16 protein-coding genes are annotated in these 15,782 nt (G+C 70.1%); 9 read left to right on the top strand and 7 right to left on the bottom strand.

Annotated elements, in window-relative coordinates; translation table 11 throughout:
* Window positions 1-48: 48 nt before the first annotated feature.
* On the bottom strand, window positions 49-306 hold the full coding sequence (locus BLS25_RS08485; RefSeq protein ID WP_056230983.1) for a hypothetical protein: 258 nt from the start codon (window positions 304-306) through the stop codon (window positions 49-51).
* Between the two features lie 206 nt (window positions 307-512).
* Here BLS25_RS08485 and BLS25_RS08480 point away from each other — a divergent pair, with 206 nt between their 5' ends.
* From BLS25_RS08480 to BLS25_RS08465, 4 genes are all read left to right on the top strand, one after another.
* Complete coding sequence (locus BLS25_RS08480; protein WP_074695077.1) at window positions 513-1,043, top strand: single-stranded DNA-binding protein; 531 nt, start codon at window positions 513-515, stop codon at window positions 1,041-1,043.
* Window positions 1,044-1,138: 95 nt separating this feature from the next.
* Window positions 1,139-1,636: a DUF6993 domain-containing protein gene (locus BLS25_RS16890; RefSeq protein WP_056230988.1), complete on the top strand. Its 498-nt coding sequence runs from the start codon at window positions 1,139-1,141 to the stop codon at window positions 1,634-1,636.
* A 55-nt stretch (window positions 1,637-1,691) separates the two neighbouring features.
* Complete coding sequence (ettA, locus tag BLS25_RS08470; RefSeq protein ID WP_074695076.1) at window positions 1,692-3,371, top strand: energy-dependent translational throttle protein EttA; 1,680 nt, start codon at window positions 1,692-1,694, stop codon at window positions 3,369-3,371.
* On the top strand, window positions 3,364-3,909 hold the full coding sequence (locus tag BLS25_RS08465) for an acyl-CoA thioesterase (RefSeq protein ID WP_074695075.1): 546 nt from the start codon (window positions 3,364-3,366) through the stop codon (window positions 3,907-3,909). Before ettA ends, BLS25_RS08465 begins: the two co-directional genes overlap by 8 nt.
* A 197-nt stretch (window positions 3,910-4,106) precedes the next feature.
* Here the strand turns inward: BLS25_RS08465 and BLS25_RS08460 are convergent, their stop codons facing one another.
* Window positions 4,107-5,009 (bottom strand): acyl-CoA thioesterase, encoded by a 903-nt coding sequence (locus tag BLS25_RS08460; RefSeq protein WP_371129324.1) that lies wholly within the window; start codon window positions 5,007-5,009, stop codon window positions 4,107-4,109.
* A gap of 20 nt (window positions 5,010-5,029) precedes the next feature.
* Here BLS25_RS08460 and BLS25_RS08455 point away from each other — a divergent pair, with 20 nt between their 5' ends.
* Together BLS25_RS08455 and BLS25_RS08450 are read left to right on the top strand one after the other, a co-directional pair.
* Window positions 5,030-5,698 (top strand): DUF8185 domain-containing protein, encoded by a 669-nt coding sequence (locus BLS25_RS08455; RefSeq protein ID WP_074695074.1) that lies wholly within the window; start codon window positions 5,030-5,032, stop codon window positions 5,696-5,698.
* A 171-nt stretch (window positions 5,699-5,869) separates the two neighbouring features.
* Window positions 5,870-6,694 carry a cation-transporting ATPase gene (locus BLS25_RS08450; protein ID WP_074695073.1) on the top strand — a complete coding sequence of 275 codons (825 nt, stop codon included), beginning with the start codon at window positions 5,870-5,872 and terminating at the stop codon, window positions 6,692-6,694.
* Here the strand turns inward: BLS25_RS08450 and BLS25_RS08445 are convergent, their stop codons facing one another.
* The 5 genes from BLS25_RS08445 to pepN all read right to left on the bottom strand — a co-directional run bounded on the left by BLS25_RS08445 (window position 6,695) and on the right by pepN (window position 12,843).
* Entirely contained in the window at window positions 6,695-7,144 is a 450-nt protein-coding gene (locus BLS25_RS08445) for a globin (RefSeq protein WP_056231007.1), read from the bottom strand. It lies immediately after the preceding gene.
* Entirely contained in the window at window positions 7,141-8,385 is a 1,245-nt protein-coding gene (locus BLS25_RS08440) for a mechanosensitive ion channel family protein (RefSeq protein WP_056231010.1), read from the bottom strand. Before BLS25_RS08440 ends, BLS25_RS08445 begins: the two co-directional genes overlap by 4 nt.
* Window positions 8,386-8,451: 66 nt before the next feature.
* Window positions 8,452-9,255: an ABC transporter permease subunit gene (locus tag BLS25_RS08435; RefSeq protein WP_074695072.1), complete on the bottom strand. Its 804-nt coding sequence runs from the start codon at window positions 9,253-9,255 to the stop codon at window positions 8,452-8,454.
* Entirely contained in the window at window positions 9,252-10,163 is a 912-nt protein-coding gene (locus BLS25_RS08430; protein WP_074695071.1) for an ABC transporter ATP-binding protein, read from the bottom strand. The genes BLS25_RS08435 and BLS25_RS08430 overlap by 4 nt, the downstream gene beginning before the upstream one ends.
* Window positions 10,164-10,293: 130 nt before the next feature.
* Window positions 10,294-12,843, bottom strand: coding sequence for an aminopeptidase N (pepN, locus tag BLS25_RS08425; protein ID WP_074695070.1), 2,550 nt, complete (start codon window positions 12,841-12,843; stop codon window positions 10,294-10,296).
* Between the two features lie 126 nt (window positions 12,844-12,969).
* On the opposite strand from pepN, the gene BLS25_RS08420 reads away from it, so the two are divergent.
* The 3 genes from BLS25_RS08420 to BLS25_RS08410 all read left to right on the top strand — a co-directional run bounded on the left by BLS25_RS08420 (window position 12,970) and on the right by BLS25_RS08410 (window position 15,780).
* Window positions 12,970-14,157, top strand: a complete 1,188-nt coding sequence (locus BLS25_RS08420; RefSeq protein ID WP_074695179.1) for a ferrochelatase — start codon at window positions 12,970-12,972, stop codon at window positions 14,155-14,157.
* An 88-nt stretch (window positions 14,158-14,245) separates the two neighbouring features.
* The gene (locus tag BLS25_RS08415) at window positions 14,246-14,788 is read left to right on the top strand and encodes a ribose-5-phosphate isomerase (protein ID WP_074695069.1); all 543 of its coding nucleotides are present in this window, start codon (window positions 14,246-14,248) and stop codon (window positions 14,786-14,788) included.
* Entirely contained in the window at window positions 14,788-15,780 is a 993-nt protein-coding gene (locus tag BLS25_RS08410) for an Fpg/Nei family DNA glycosylase (RefSeq protein WP_074695068.1), read from the top strand. Before BLS25_RS08415 ends, BLS25_RS08410 begins: the two co-directional genes overlap by 1 nt.
* The last annotated feature ends 2 nt before the right edge of the window (window positions 15,781-15,782 follow it).

The following is a 15,782-nucleotide window of genomic DNA, read 5'->3' as shown; positions in this document are numbered from 1 at the left end:
GCACAGCCCGACCGCACCGGGAGACCGGATGCCGAGCGCCGCACGGTTCTACCGGAGGTACCGCAAACACTCGACGGCGTCGGCGGACGACCAGAACTCGCCGAGGCGACGGAAGCTGCCAGAGGCGGAGTGGAACCGCTCGGCGGCGTAACGCCACCCCCCGTCGGCGGAGATCGCACGGATATGACCGACCACGATGCCGCGCGGATCGGCGATGCGCCACAGGCCCGCGGCGACGTGCGTCGCCGCTCCCCACCCGGCCGGACGCGGTGCCGGAGCGAGGTCGTTCCACAGTGCGGTGCTCATGGGATGACGGTAGAACCAACCTCCGACATCGACGCCGGTCGTCCCCGGGGTCCGTCCTCCCCAGGCGCCTGATCGTCCGAACCATCCACGGAACGGCCGGATCGACCCGCGGCGTACGCGTCGATCCGGTCATTCTGAGCGTGGCTCCGGCATCCGTCGGGCACACGGATGCCGGGGCGCACACCACGTCGAGAGGAACAACGGATATGAGCGATCACATCACCCTGGTGGGCAACATCGTCGGCGAGCTGGAGCAACGCGCCACGCGCGGAGGCGGGCCGATCGCGGCCTTCCGGATCGCCGTCGGCGAGCGCAGACTCGATCGCGAGCGCGGGGAGTGGGTGGACGGGCACACGAACTACTACAACGTCTCGGCGTTCGGAGACCTCGGGGCTCACGCGCTGCACTCCCTGCGGAAGGGCCAGCGGGTCGTCCTGACCGGCCGTCTGCGGCTGCGCGAGTGGGAGAACGACGTCAAACGCGGGGTGAGCGCCGACGTCGTCGCCGACGCCATCGGCCACGACCTGCGGTGGGGCACCACGCGCTTCGAGAAGGCGGCGCGGTCGCCGGACGCCGCGAGCGTCGCGGCCTCAGAGGCGGCGGGGCCGGAGGCGGACGAGCAATGGGCGCTCCCCGGGGCGTCGGAGGGGCTCGCCGGTGACGTCGAGATGGTCGGCGCGAGCGCCGGGGGCAGCGGGGGATCGTCGTCGGACGAAGACGCGGCCGGTCCGTTCTGAGTCGGGGGTTCACGGCGGCGCGGGGGACGGTCGCGGCGCGGGCGATCGCGTCGTCCGGAGCGGGGTGGGGCGGAGGGGTCCGTAGACTCGGACGCGTGTCCCGCCTCCTCGGTCGTCCCCTCGCCGCCCTGACCATCGTCGCGGTGCTGGGCCTCGCCGGGTGCACCGGCGAGTCGCCCGCTCCCGGCCCCGTCGATTCCGCCACGCCGTCGGTGTCGGCCTCACCGTCGTCCACGTCCACGCCGACAACGCCGGCCGCTCCCGCGCTCGTACCCGGGGGGACCGCCGCGCAGAACCTGCCGTTCTTCACCCAGGTCGTCTCGGGGGTCTGGTCGGGCCCCGACCAGGTGGCCGGTCGCGCCTACATCGACGCTCTCGTGGCCGCGGGCTTCGACAAGGCCGCGATGCAGGTGACGCCCGACCGGACCACGGTCGACAACCCCGCCGAGAGCATCGAGTTCTCCGTCCGCATCGGCGATCAGTGCCTGGTGGGTCAGGTCGGCCCCTCGATCGGCAACCCCGTCACCGCGGTGCTGCCCGGCCTGTCGTCCGGCGGGTGCCTGATCGGGCAGACGCGCGCCATCGACTGGTGACCCGAGGCCGTCTCACGTCGGCGAGATGGCGCATCGCCCCTAGACTGGACGGGTTATGGCGGAATACATCTACTCCATGGTCCGCGCTCGCAAAGCTGTGGGCGACAAGCTGATCCTCGACGACGTCACCATGTCGTTCCTCCCCGGTGCCAAGATCGGCATGGTCGGGCCGAACGGTGCGGGTAAGTCGACGATCCTGAAGATCATGGCGGGGCTCGACAACCCCTCCAACGGCGAGGCCCGACTGAGCCCCGGCTTCACCGTCGGCATCCTCATGCAGGAGCCCGAGCTTGACGACAGCAAGACCGTCCTCGAGAACATCCAGGATGGCGTGGCGATCAAGCCCAAGCTCGACCGCTTCAACGAGATCTCGGCCCTCATGGCCGACCCCGATGCGGACTTCGACGCCCTGCTGGCCGAGATGGGAACGCTGCAAGAAGAGATCGACGCCGCCGACGGCTGGGACCTCGACTCGCAGCTCGAGCAGGCGATGGACGCGCTGCGCACCCCGCCGGCCGACGCCTCGGTGGTTCCGCTCTCCGGTGGTGAGCGTCGTCGCGTCGCCCTCGCCAAGCTCCTCCTGCAGAAGCCCGACCTGCTGCTCCTCGACGAGCCCACCAACCACCTCGACGCCGAGAGCGTGCTCTGGCTCGAGCAGCACCTCAAGGCGTACAAGGGCGCGGTCATCGCGATCACCCACGACCGGTACTTCCTCGACAACGTCGCGGAGTGGATCGCCGAGGTCGACCGCGGCCACCTCTACCCCTACGAGGGCAACTACTCGACCTACCTCGAGAAGAAGGGGCAGCGCCTCGACGTCCAGGGCAAGAAGGACGCCAAGCTCGCCAAGCGCCTCAAGGAGGAGCTCGAGTGGGTCCGCTCCAACGCCAAGGGCCGCCAGGTCAAGTCGAAGGCGCGTCTCGCCCGCTACGAAGAGATGGCAGCCGAGGCCGAGCGCACGCGCAAGTTGGACTTCGACGAGATCCAGATCCCCGCGGGCCCGCGCCTGGGCAGCATCGTCATCGACGCCAAGAAGCTCGAGAAGAGCTTCGGCGACCGCTCGCTGATCAGCAACCTCAGCTTCAACCTGCCGCCGAACGGCATCGTCGGCGTGATCGGTCCGAACGGTGTCGGAAAGACCACGCTGTTCAAGACGATCGTCGGCCTCGAGCCCCTCGACGGCGGCACGCTGAAGATCGGCGAGACCGTCAAGATCAGCTACGTCGACCAGTCGCGCTCCAACATCGACCCCGAGAAGACGCTGTGGGAGGTCGTGTCCGACGGACTCGACATCATCACCGTCGGCAAGACCGAGATCCCCTCGCGTGCCTACGTGTCGAAGTTCGGATTCAAGGGCCCCGACCAGCAGAAGAAGGCGGGCGTCCTGTCCGGCGGTGAGCGCAACCGCCTGAACCTCGCCCTCACGCTGAAAGAGGGCGGCAACCTGCTCCTCCTCGACGAGCCGACCAACGACCTCGACGTCGAGACCCTGAGCTCGCTCGAGAACGCGCTGCTCGAATTCCCCGGTTGCGCCGTGGTCATCACGCACGACCGGTGGTTCCTCGACCGCATCGCGACGCACATCCTCGCCTACGAGGGCACCGAAGAGCACCCCGATCAGTGGCACTGGTTCGAGGGCAACTTCGAGGCCTACGAGGCGAACAAGGTCGAGCGTCTCGGTGCCGACGCGGCCAACCCCTCGCGCTCGACCTACCGCAAGCTCACGCGTGACTGACAGCCCCGCGCAGCACACCCCCGACGAGGGTCCGGCGGTCGCCGGACCCTCGCGGGTGCACGTGCCCATCCACCTCCGCTGGGGCGACCTCGACGCCCTCGGGCACGTCAACAACACCTCGATGTTGAAGCTGCTCGAAGAGGCACGGTTGCGCGCGTTCTGGCACAGCGACGGCGAGGGAGAACCGCTCCCGACGGCGGTGTTCGACATGGACGTGCTCGAGAGCGGCGGCGATCGCGCCACGCTCATCGCCCGTCAAGAGATCGAGTACCTGCGCCCGGTGCCCTACAGTCAACGCCCCCTCGACGTGCGCATGTGGATCGGCGCGATGGGCGGGTCGAGCGCCGACATCTGCTTCGAGGTCTACAGCCCCGTCGGTGACGCCGAGCCCGTGCTCTACGCCCGCGCCACGGCCGTCACGGTCCTCGTCGACACCGCCAGTGGTCGACCCATCCGCTGGACCGAAGCGGAACGCACCGCCTGGGCGCCGTACATCGGCGACCCGATCGAGTACCGCCGGGGCCGTTCGCGCGGGTGAGCCCGCTCCACGGGACCCCGCGTATTCCGCGTCCGTCGTAAGACGCCGGAGCCCGGTGACGTCACTCGCGGGCCCGGGGGGTTCCCTCCCGCCGGGAGCCGACTCTCGTCAGCGCCCTGCGGAACCCGGCCCGCGCACGCCGCCGCCGACCCGCGCGACCTCGCCCGGCGAGGGTCGCCAGATGTCGGCATCCGGGATCATCCGCGTGGGACGCGCACCATGACCTCTTGCGCGACGCTGGCCACGAGCGCGCCGTCGCGCGTGTAGATGCGTCCGGTGGCCAGTCCTCGGCCCCCGCGGGCGTTCGGGGACTCCTGCACGTACAGCAGCCACTCGTCGACGCGTCCCGGGCGGTGCCACCACATCGCGTGGTCGAGGCTTGCGACCTTCAGTCCCGGGGCGTTCCACGCGACGCCGTGCGCACGCATGATCGACTCCTGGATCGTGAGGTCGCTGAGGTAGGCGAGGGCGGCGCGGTGGACGGCGGGGTCGTCGCCGACGGGGCGACGCAGCTTCATCCAGACCGCCTGCCGGGGCACGAGCGGGCCCTCGACCGAGGCGTACAGCGGCGAGGTCACGTGGCGGACGTCGACAGGGCTTTCGGAGAGGATCCTGCGGCTGATCGGGTGCAGGGTCTCGACCTCGAGCGAGGGGGCGTCCTCGGGCTGGGGAATCCCCTCCGGCATCGGCTCGAAGTGCTCGAGACCCGGGTCTTCGTCCTGGAACGAGGCGATCATCGAGAAGATCGGGACGCCCGACTGGAACGCCTGGGTCCGCCGGGTCGAGAACGAGCGGCCGTCGTGAATGCGGTCGACGGAGAAGGTGATGCCGTCGGAGGGATCACCCGGGCGCAGGAAGTACCCGTGCATCGAGTGGACGGTGCGCTCAGCCGGGAGGGTCCGAGATGCTGCGACGATGGTCTGTGCGAGCACCTGACCGCCGTACACGCGCCCGGTGGGCATGGCCTGCGACACCCCCGTGAAGATGTCTTCGGTCGTGCGCGCTCCGGCATCGCGGAGGTCGAGCACGCTCAGCAGCGACGCCACGGGATCGATGGCCTCGGACACACTGACTCCCGTTCCGGTACGGCGAACCCGCACCGCTTGATAGTTTAGGGCGGGTGTCCGCGCGCCTGTTGTTCCCCGACCCGCAGGCGGCAGCCGACCTGCTCACCTTTGCCGCCCGAACGATCCGTCTCGGTGACGGCACCGTGCGACTGCGAGCCGACGGGGGAGTGCTCGTCGCCACGGCGGCCCCTCTCGCCCCCCGCGGACTGCTCGATGCCACGCCGACCGTTCTGGGTCTGCGCGTCTCGGCGATCGACCCCGAGCTCGAGTGCGACCTGGTGGTCGAGGCGTCCGCCCTGCTCCCCGCCCCCGACGACGCGTCCGCGGTCGTGCTGCCCGAGACCGCGACCTCGCCGGCCTGGGCGGGCATCTCGCCCCCGCGCGGAGGATGGGAGCAGACGGATGCCATCGACTCGGCCGTACTCGCATCGCGAGCGCAGTACGGGGTCGCGGCCGTCGCCGACGCCCTTCCCGCCGACGCCGGCGAGGACATCGTGCGCCTCGTGCGGGCACAGGTGTGGGGTCAGCCCGACGAAGCACTGGGGGGACTGCCCCTGGGCACGGCCTTCGCGGCCTTCGCTCTGGGCTTCATCGCCGGGTCCGAGCAGGCGCCCGTGCGCCGCAGCGGTGCCTGGACGCGCGTGAGTCTCGCGCGCGGCCACGTGCTGGTGCGCGGTCCGGTGCGTTCGGGGCTCACCGCGGTGCGCGCCACGGGGAGCTGATCCAGCAAGCGCACAGGTGGCCTCCATACGCTGAAGAGACGCAAGGGGAGTACTCCCGACGCGACGTATCCGTCATCACGAGTCCACGATTGGATTCCGGGTACGTCGGTCCGAAAGGGCGGAGGAGACCTTGACGCCGCGGCCGCGTGCCGCCCGTCGAGAGGTCCTTCCATGGTCTCGTTCTCCCGTCTGTTCGATCTCGCCTCCAAGGCCGCCGGAAAAGCCGCATCCTCGTCGCGCCCCCCGGGTGCCGCCGGAGGAAAAGACTGGCGCGACATGGTGCGCTCCGCGGCCGACGCCGTGACCGGCGATCGCGGAGCGAGCACCCCGCCCGCCGCGACCCGCGGCCCCGCGTCGAACGGGCGGTACGCGCCGCCCGCGGCATCCCGTCCCTCGTCCGCTCTGTCGGACGCCGACCGTGCCGCCATCGCCCGCTACGACTACCTCCTGCGCACGGCCGACCCCGACAGGGTCGAGCAGATGCACCGCGAAGCGTTCGCCCGCCTCACACCGGCGCAGCGCGCGCACGTGAAGGAGCGGATGGATGCCGATCTGGCCCCTGACGAGCGCCCGCGCACGGACACCGCGGACGACCTCGCGCGCACGGCTGCGCGTGCCGAAGCGGCGCGTCCCGGACGCATGTCCGGGCTGCTCGCCAAGGCCGGGCGCGGCGGTCTGATCGGTGCCGGCGTCGTGGGCGCCGGGGGCCTCCTCGCGGCGGTCGCCGGGGGAGCCGTCGTCAGCGCCGTCGCGGTGCCCCTGCTCGCGCAGGCCGGGCAGATGGGCGTCGACTTCGCGGGGCTCGCAGAGGGCGTCGACCTCGAGGCGATGGCATCCGGGGTCGATCTCGCCTCCCTTGCCGAGGGCACCGGTCTCGGCGAGTGGGCCGGAGGAGCTCAGGATGCCGTGTCGGGCGCCGGCGAGCAGATCAGCGGTTTCGGCGAGGGACTGTCGAACCTCGACATCCCCGGGTTCGGGGACTTCCTCGGTCGGTGATCAGTCGTTCGCGCGGACGGGCAGGCCCGTATCGGGGCGCCCGTCCTGGCGCGGACCGATCCCGCGCGACTCGAACGTGTTGACCATCGCGTAGGCCGCCCGCTCGAGGTAGTCCCACAGGGGCTCTTCGAACGCGGGCGGCAGGGCGATCTCGTCGACGGCGGCGCGCATGTGCCGCAGCCAGCGGTCGCGGGCGTCGGGGTCGACGTGGAACGGCATGTGGCGCATGCGCAGTCGCGGGTGTCCGCGCGTCTCGCCGTAGGTCGTCGGGCCGCCCCAGTACTGCGCGAGGAACAGGGTGAGGCGTTCGGCGGCCGGGCCGAGGTCCTCTTCGGGGTACATCGGCTTCAGCACCTCGTCGGAGGCGACGCCGCGGTAGAACGCGTCGACCAGCCGACGGAACGTCTCCATCCCGCCCACCTGGTCGTAAAAGCTGACGGGCTCGGTCATGACTCGTCCTTGTCGTCGGCGCGGACCGCCGGAGGAGTGGGCTTGGGCGCGTCGGCGCCGGGAGCCGGGGGCAGGTCGACGATGGCCGTGGGGGTGTCGTCCTGAACGGTCTTCTTCTTCACCTTGGCAGGGGGCGCTTCGCCGGCGTGCTCGTCAGCGGTCTCGGATGAGTCCATCTTGCTGCGGCGCGGGCGCCAGATCGGGCGGCTCGCGCCGACCGCGACCTGGGTCTCTTTGGTCTTCGGCGGGTGCGCTCCGCGCACGCTCTGCGCGCCCTCCGCGCCCGTCAGCACGATCGAGTTGAGCTGGGGGAGCGCGATGCCCATCGCGTCGATGGCCTTCTTCAGGCGCGCGCGCAGCTCGCGGGCCACGTCGTCCTTCGCGCTCGAGCGGGTCTTCATGACGAGGCGGATGACGAGGGCGTCGCCACTGATCGACTCCAGGCCCCAGATCTCGGGCTGCTCGATGATGCGCGAGCGCCACTTCGTCTCTTTCGCCATCGTCTTGGCGGCGGACAGCATCGCCTTCTCGACGTCGTCAATGTCGGCATCGACCGGCACGGCCAAGTCGATGATGACGCGCGACCAGCCCTGCGACATGTTGCCGATGCGGGTGATCTCACCGTTGCGCACGTACCAGAGCGTGCCGTTGACGTCGCGAACGTGGGTGATGCGCACGCTGACGAACTCCACGATGCCGGTCGCAAGCCCCAGGTCGACGACGTCGCCGATGCCGATCTGGTCTTCGGCGACGATGAAGATGCCGTTGAGCACGTCTTTGACGATGTTCTGGGCGCCGAAGCCGAGGCCTGCACCGATTGCGGCGGTGAGCAGCGTGAGCGAGGCGAGCGCGTCGGGCGCGACGATGCTGGCGATCCACACGAGCGCGACGATCACGAGAATGACGTTGACGATGTTCTGCAGGATCGTGCCGAGGGTGCGGGTGCGCTGCACCAGCCGTACCGCGCTGAGCGGCGAGCGATCGAGCGCCTGCGTGTCGTCGACGCGGGCCTTGCTCTTCGCCCCGTTGACGATCCGATCCACCACGCGGCGGATGATCACGCGAAGGATCCAGGCGGCGACGGCGATCCCGATGATGATCCCGAGCACCCTCAGCAGCACACCGCCGAAGCCGAGCAGCTGATCGCCGATCCAGGCCCAGGTGTCGGGGTTGGCCAGATCGCTCGGCGACGTGATGGAGGGTGACGGGGCGGGCGAGGGGTTTTCGGCGAGAACGGACATCGGATTCAGACTAACGACGGATGCCTCGGCGCCGGCTGAGCGTCGAGGCATCCATCGCGGATCGGATCAGGCGTCGCGCCAGCGCAGCGCGATCCACCCGAGCAGGAGGGGCCCGATCACCCACCCGGCCATCGTGAGCGCGGGCTCCACCAGGTCGGTCGCTCCGGCCCGGGTGAGGCTGCCGGCGGCGCTGACCGGGAGGTATTTGCCCGCCTCGACGACCCACATCCAGTCGGGGCCGGCGATCGAGAAGAGGCTCAGCATGATCGGCAGCACGAAGAGCACTCCCACCGTGACGGCGATCGCACCGGCGCCGCTGCGCAGGACGAAACCGAAGCCGACGCCCATGAGGGTGAAGCAGGCCATCGAGAGCATGCCGAGGGCGAGGGGCACGATCGAGTCGGCGGGCGTCGCCCAGTCGATGCCCGTGCCACCCAGCAGGGGAGCGGTGGCGGCGATGGCGACGGCGTAGATGATCACGGTGGTCACCATCATCGTCACGGCCACGACGAGCGCCTTCGCCAGCAGCACGGCACCGCGACGGGGCTCCGCGGTGAGTGTCGAGCGGATCATCCCGGTCGAGTACTCCCCGGTCACGACGATCGCGCCGAGGATGCCGGCCACGAGCATCGTGAACTGGGTGGGCGCGAGGATGACGTTCGTCGGCTCCATCCCCCCGCCCATGCCGCTCGTGGCGAGCGCGATGAGCAGCGAGATCCCCACCGACAGTGCGGCGGTGACCCCGAGCGACCACCAGGTCGAGCGGAGCGTGAGGATCTTGATCGCCTCGCTCTTCAGCAGGTGCGCGAAGCTCAGGCGCGGGGTGTTCGGGTGCGTCGCCCGGCGGGGCGCGGCGGCGAGGGCGGTCATGCGATCTCCTTGGTCTTGTACTCGACGGAGTCGTCGGTCAGGGCGAGATAGGCGTCCTCGAGGGAGCCGACGCGCGGGCTGAGTTCGTAGAGGGGGATGCCGCGGGCGGCGGCGATGTCGCCGACCGTTTCGGCCGTGATCCCGGTGATCTGCGCCGCGCCCGGCTCGACGGCCGAGACGGTGGCATCCGGGATCTCGAGGGCGGTGACGAGTTCGCCGAGGCGGGGGGAGCGCACGAGCAGGGTGGTCGTGGTCCAGGTGCGGACGAGGTCGGGGAGGGCCGCGTCGGCGAGCACGCGCCCGCGCCCCAGCACGATCACGTGATCGGCGGTCTGCGACATCTCGCTCATCAGGTGGCTCGACAGCAGGACCGTTCGACCCTCGCCCGCGAGATGGCGCACAAACTGGCGCACCCAGCGGACGCCCTCGGGGTCGAGGCCGTTGACGGGTTCGTCGAGGATCAGCGTGTGCGGGTCGCCGAGCAGGGCGGCCGCGATGCCGAGGCGCTGACCCATGCCGAGCGAGAAGCCGCCCGCGCGCTTGCCGGCCACGGATCTGATGCCGGTGAGCTCGATCACCTCGTCGACGCGGGCGTTCCCGATGCCGTGCGTCGCGGCCATGGCGCGAAGGTGATTGCGCGCCGATCGGCCGGTGTGGATGGCCTTCGCGTCGAGCAGGACGCCAACCTCGGTGAGGGGAGAGCGGAGGTGCCGGTAGTCCTGGCCGCCCACGGTCACGCGGCCGGCGGTGGGGCGGTCGAGCCCGACGATCATGCGCATCGTGGTGGACTTCCCCGCACCGTTCGGTCCGAGGAAGCCGGTCACCCGCCCGGGTGCCACCGTGAACGAGACGCCGTCGACGGCGGTCTTGTCGCCGTACCGCTTGGTGAGGTTGTCTGCAACGATCATGCCTCCACGCTAGGGACGGCGACCCGGTCGCCGCGTCCTCCGTCCGGATGATCGCGAGCGACGGGAGGATGACCCCGCAACGACGGATGCCCCCTCCCGAGGGGGAGAGGGCATCCGACGCAGACGCGGATTACTGGGCGTCGCGCTCCTGGACCGCCAGCGCGCGCTCGACGCCGGCGAGGTTCTCGCCGACGAGGCGACGAAGCGCGGGGGCGGCGTCGGCGTTCTGCGACAGCCACTGACGCGTCGCGTCGCGCAGCGCCTTGTTCGCCAGGGCGGCGGGGTACAGGCCCACGATCAGGTACTGCGCGATCTGGTAGCTGCGCGACTCCCAGATGGGCAGCAGCATCGCGAAGTACGGCTCGACGAAGTCGGCGAGCACGTCGACCGTCGTCGGGTTCGTGAAGCCCGAGGCCGTCGACCGAACGATCGTGTTCGGCGCGTCGGCGCGCTCGATGAGCGAGTCCCACGCCTCCTGCTTCGCCGCGTGCGAGGGAAGCGACGCCTTGGCCATGGCCGCGAACTCCCCGCCCTTCGCCGTGTTGTCCGCGGCGCGCGCCTCGTTGATGTCGGCCGCCGTGACCACGCCCGCGGAGGCGAGCGAGACCAGCAGCTGCCACGACAGGTCGGTGTCGATCTCGAGGCCCTCGAGCGTGGTGTCGCCGTCGCGGAGCGCACGGACCGTCTCGGCGTGAGCCGGGGTGGAGGCCGCCGAGGCGAACGCCGTCACGAACTGCAACTGGCTGTCGCTGCCGGCCTCGGCCTTCTGCGCCAGCTCCCACAGGCCGTCGGCCACGCGCTCGCGCGCCGCGTCACGGGTCTCGGGGGCGACGTACGAGTTCGCGGCGAGCTGCAGCTGGCCCAGCGTCGTGCGCACCGTGGTCGACTCGGTCTCGGAGCCGATGTTCTGCAGGACGAGGTCGAGGTAATCGGTGGCCGAGGCCTCGGCATCCCGCGTCTGATCCCACGCCGCACCCCACACGAGCGAACGCGCAAGCGGGTCGGAGATGTCCTTCAGGTGCGCGATCGCGGTGGCCAGCGAGCGCTCGTCGAGACGGATCTTCGCGTAAGCGAGGTCATCGTCGTTGAGCAGCACGAGGTCGGGACGACGGATGCCACGGAGCTCGGCGACCTCGGTGCGGTCGCCGTCGACGTCGATCTCGACGCGGTGGACGCGCTCGAGCGAGCCCGACTCGGTCACCGAGTAGAAGCCCACGCCCAGTCGGTGCGGGCGGATGGTGGGGTAGTCGGCCGGGGCGGTCTGCACGATGGCGAAACGCGTGATCGTGCCGTCCGCTCCCTCTTCGATGAGCGGGGTGAGCGTATTGACACCCGCCGTCTCGAGCCACTTCTTGGCCCAGTCGCCCAGGTCGCGACCGCTGGTGGCCTCGAGCTCGACGAGCAGGTCGCCGACCTCGGTGTTCGACCACTGGTGCTTCTGGAAGTACGCGGCCACACCCGCGAAGAACTGCTCGATACCCACCCACGCGGCGAGCTGCTTCAGCACGGAGCCGCCCTTGGCGTAGGTGATGCCGTCGAAGTTCACCTGCACGTCTTCGAGGTCGTTGATCTCGGCGACGACCGGGTGGGTCGAGGGGAGCTGGTCCTGGCGGTACGCCCAGGTCTTCTCCATCGCGTTGAAGGTCGTCCAGGCGGCCTCCCACTCGGTGGCCTCGGCGGTGGCGATCGTGGAGGCCCACTCGGCGAACGACTCGTTCAGCCAGAGGTCGTTCCACCACTTCATGGTGACGAGGTCGCCGAACCACATGTGCGCGAGTTCGTGGAGGATCGTCACGACGCGACGTTCCTTCACGGCATCCGTCACCTTGCTGCGGAAGACGTAGGTCTCGGTGAAGGTGACCGCACCCGCGTTCTCCATCGCGCCGGCGTTGAACTCGGGCACGAAGAGCTGGTCGTACTTGGCGAACGGGTAGGGGAAGCCGAACTTCTCCTCGAAGTACGCGAAGCCCTGACGGGTCTTCTCGAAGACGTAGTCGGCGTCGAGGTACTGCCACAGGCTCTTCCGAGCGAAGACGCCGAGGGGGATGACGCGGCCGTCGGCGCTCGTGAGCTCGCTGTAGGTCGCCTCGTAGGGACCCGCGACCAGAGCGGTGATGTACGACGAGATGCGCGGGGTGGCGGGGAAGTCCCAGCGGGCGGTGTCGTCCGACACGACGACCGGCTCGGGCGTGGGGGAGTTGGAGACGACCTTCCAGCGCGCGGGGGCGGTGACCGAGAAGGTGAAGGCGGCCTTGAGATCGGGCTGCTCGAACACGGTGTACATGCGGCGCGAGTCGGGCACCTCGAACTGCGAGTAGAGGTAGACCTCGCCGTCGACGGGGTCGACGAAGCGGTGCAGGCCCTCGCCGGTGTTGGTGTATTCGCAGTCGGCCTCGACGACGAGCTCGTTCTCGGCCGCGAGGTCGTCGAGCGCGATGTGCGAGTCGGCGAAGACGGCGGCGGGGTCGAGCGAGCGGCCGTTGAGGGTGATTGCGTGCACGGTGCGCGCGATCAGGTCGATGAAGGTCGACGCGCCCTCGGTGGCGGCGAAGGTCACGACGGTGCGCGAGGCGAAGACCTCGTCTCCGCGCGTGAGGTCGAGCTGCACGTCGTAGGAGTGCGTGTCGACGATCGCGCGACGCTCCTGCGCTTCGATGCGGGTGAGGTTCTCTCCTGGCACTGGCGTTCTCCCGGGGATCTGGGTGGTTTGTCGCAGGTGACGCGGTTGACGTCGGTGACAACCGTATAAGCCTAGTAGCGAGATATCTCGCGTCCGCGCCTCGCGCGGGAGTGCGAGGATGTGATCGTGAGCACGACCGACACGGACACCAGCCCTGAGACCGTCCTCTACGCGTCGCCCGCTGCGGCGTCCGGACCCAAGTGGGTCGAGACGCCGGTGGCGTACGACGGCATCCTCCTCGCCGGCTTCGGCGGGCCCGAGGGTCAGGACGACGTCATCCCGTTCCTGCGCAACGTGACGCGTGGGCGCGGCATCCCCGATGAGCGACTCGAAGAGGTCGCCCACCACTACCGTCACTTCGGCGGCGTCAGCCCGATCAATCAGCACAATCGCGAGCTCAAGGCCGCCCTCGAGGCCGAGATCGCCAAGCGCGGACTGGGTCTGCCCGTGTACTGGGGCAATCGCAACTGGTCGCCGTACCTCGAAGAGGCCGTCACCGAGGCGGCCGAGGCGGGCGACACGACCCTCCTCGCGATCGCGACGAGCGCCTACAGCTCGTTCTCGAGCTGCCGTCAGTACCGCGAAGACTACGCCCGTGTGCTTGAGGCGACCGGTCTCGGTGAGACGGTGACGATCGACAAGGTCCGTCAGTTCTTCGACCACCCGGGCTTCGTGAGCACCTTCGTCCGGGGCGTGACGGATGCCGTCTCGGCCTACGTCGCCGACGGGATCGCGCCCGAGAAGATCCGCGTGCTCTTCTCCACGCACTCGATTCCGAGCGCCGACGCGGAGCGTTCCGGCCCTCGCGACGTCGAATTCGGAGAGGGCGGTGCCTACGAGGCGCAGCACAAGGCCGTCGCCGCCTTCGTCATGGCCGAGGTCGCCGCCGCCGTCGCCGACGTCGAGTGGGAGCTCGTCTACCAGTCGCGTTCGGGCCCGCCTACGCAGCCCTGGCTCGAGCCCGACGTCAACGATGTGATCGCGGAGCTTCCCGGCCGCGGCGCCGAGGCGGTCGTCATCGTGCCCCTTGGTTTCGTCAGCGACCACATGGAGGTGCTCTGGGACCTCGACACCGAGGCCATGGAGGCCGCTGAAGAGGCGGGCATTCGCGCGGTGCGCACGCCGACGCCGGGCATCGATCCTGCGTACGTCTCGGGTCTGATCGACCTGGTCGAGGAGCGGCTCAAGGGCACGCCGAAGGCGGAGCGCCCGCACCTGACCGACCTGGGCCCCTGGTACGACGTGTGCCGGCCGGGGTGCTGCGAGAACATCCGCGCCGGTTTCAAGCCGGTCGCCGCAGGTCTGCGTCCCTGACGACCTCGACGCCGCCCGTTCCTCACCCGGAGCGGGCGGCGTCGTCATGTCCGCGCGCGATGTCGGACCCGCTCAATAGACTTGCCGCATGCGCATCCACATCGGCACCGATCACGCCGGTCTCGAGTTCTCCACCCAGATCCAGCACCACCTCGCCGCTCAGGGGCACGAGGTCGTCGACCACGGCCCGGTCGAGTACGACGCCCTCGACGACTACCCGGCCTTCTGCATCCGCGCCGCGCAGGCGGTCGTGCGCGACCAGGCCGCGGGCGTCGAGGCCCTCGGTGTCGTGTTCGGCGGCTCGGGCAACGGCGAGCAGATCGCCGCGAACAAGGTGCTCGGCGTGCGCGCGGCGCTCGTGTGGAACACCTCCACGGCTGAGCTCGCCCGCGAGCACAACGACGCCAACGTCATCTCGATCGGTGCGCGACAGCACACCTTCGACGAGGCCGCGTCGTTCATCGACCGCTTCATCGCGACGCCCTTCTCGGGTGAGGAGCGCCACGCCCGTCGCATCGGGCAGCTCGCCGCCTTCGAGCAGGACGGGGTGCTGCTGCCCGACCCGCGCGCTGGCCAGAAGCCGAACACCATGACCGACGCGAGCGACTCGTTCGACCCTGAGGCAGGCTGATGCCCGAAGGGCATTCCGTCCACCGCATCGCGCGGCAGTTCGACCGCAACATCGTGGGACGCACGGTCTCGGCATCCAGCCCCCAGGGGCGTTTCGCCGAGGGCGCCTCGGTCGTCGACGGCCGCGAGGCGCTCGAGGTGCGGGCCGTGGCGAAGCAGATGTTCCTCCGCTTCGACGGAGACGTCTGGCTGCGCGTGCACCTCGGCATGTACGGCGCCTGGGACTTCTCGGGCGAGGTGGTCGTCGATGCGACCATCGGCTCGGCCAACGGCCGCATGGGCCAGACGAATCAGCGCGGCACGGTCGTCGACGACGAGCCGATCCTGGATGCAGCGGGCGAGAACTCCTTGACCTCCATCGGCGCACCACGTCGCACGCGCGTGCGCATGTCGGAGCAGACGACGGGCCTCGAGGAGCAGAACGAGTGGCCCCCGCCGGTGGTCGGCCAGGTGCGCCTGCGCCTGCTCACCGACACCACGTGCGCCGACCTGCGCGGGCCCACCGCCTGCGTGCTGCAGACCCCCGACGAGGTGCAGGCGACCATCGCGAAGCTCGGGCCCGACCCTCTCGTTGACGACCTCCCCGAGGGCGAGGAGCGCTTCACCGCCACGGTGCGCAAGAAGCCCACGCCCATCGGCCTGCTGCTGATGGACCAGGCCGTCGTGAGCGGCATCGGCAACGTGTACCGCGCCGAGCTGCTGTTCCGCGCGCGGCAGAACCCCCACACGCCGGGTCGCGACGTGCCCGAAGAGGTCGTGCGGGGCATCTGGCGCGACTGGGCGACGCTGCTGCCGATCGGCGTCGAGACCGGTCAGATGATGACGATGGACGGGCTCGACCCCGCCGCCTACCGCCGCGCGATGGCGCGCCGCGCCGACCGGCACTGGGTCTACCACCGCGAAGGACTGCCCTGCCGCGTGTGCGGAACCGCGATCGTCATGGAAGAAGCCGCCGGACGCAAGCTGTACTGGTGTCCGAAGTGCCAGGCGTGAGC

This window comes from Microbacterium testaceum StLB037 (assembly GCF_900104345.1).
In the GTDB taxonomy this organism is placed as follows: Bacteria; Actinomycetota; Actinomycetes; order Actinomycetales; family Microbacteriaceae; genus Microbacterium; species Microbacterium testaceum_A.
Note: the sequence above shows the minus strand (reverse complement) of the source record. Positions and strands in the feature narration are given on the sequence as shown.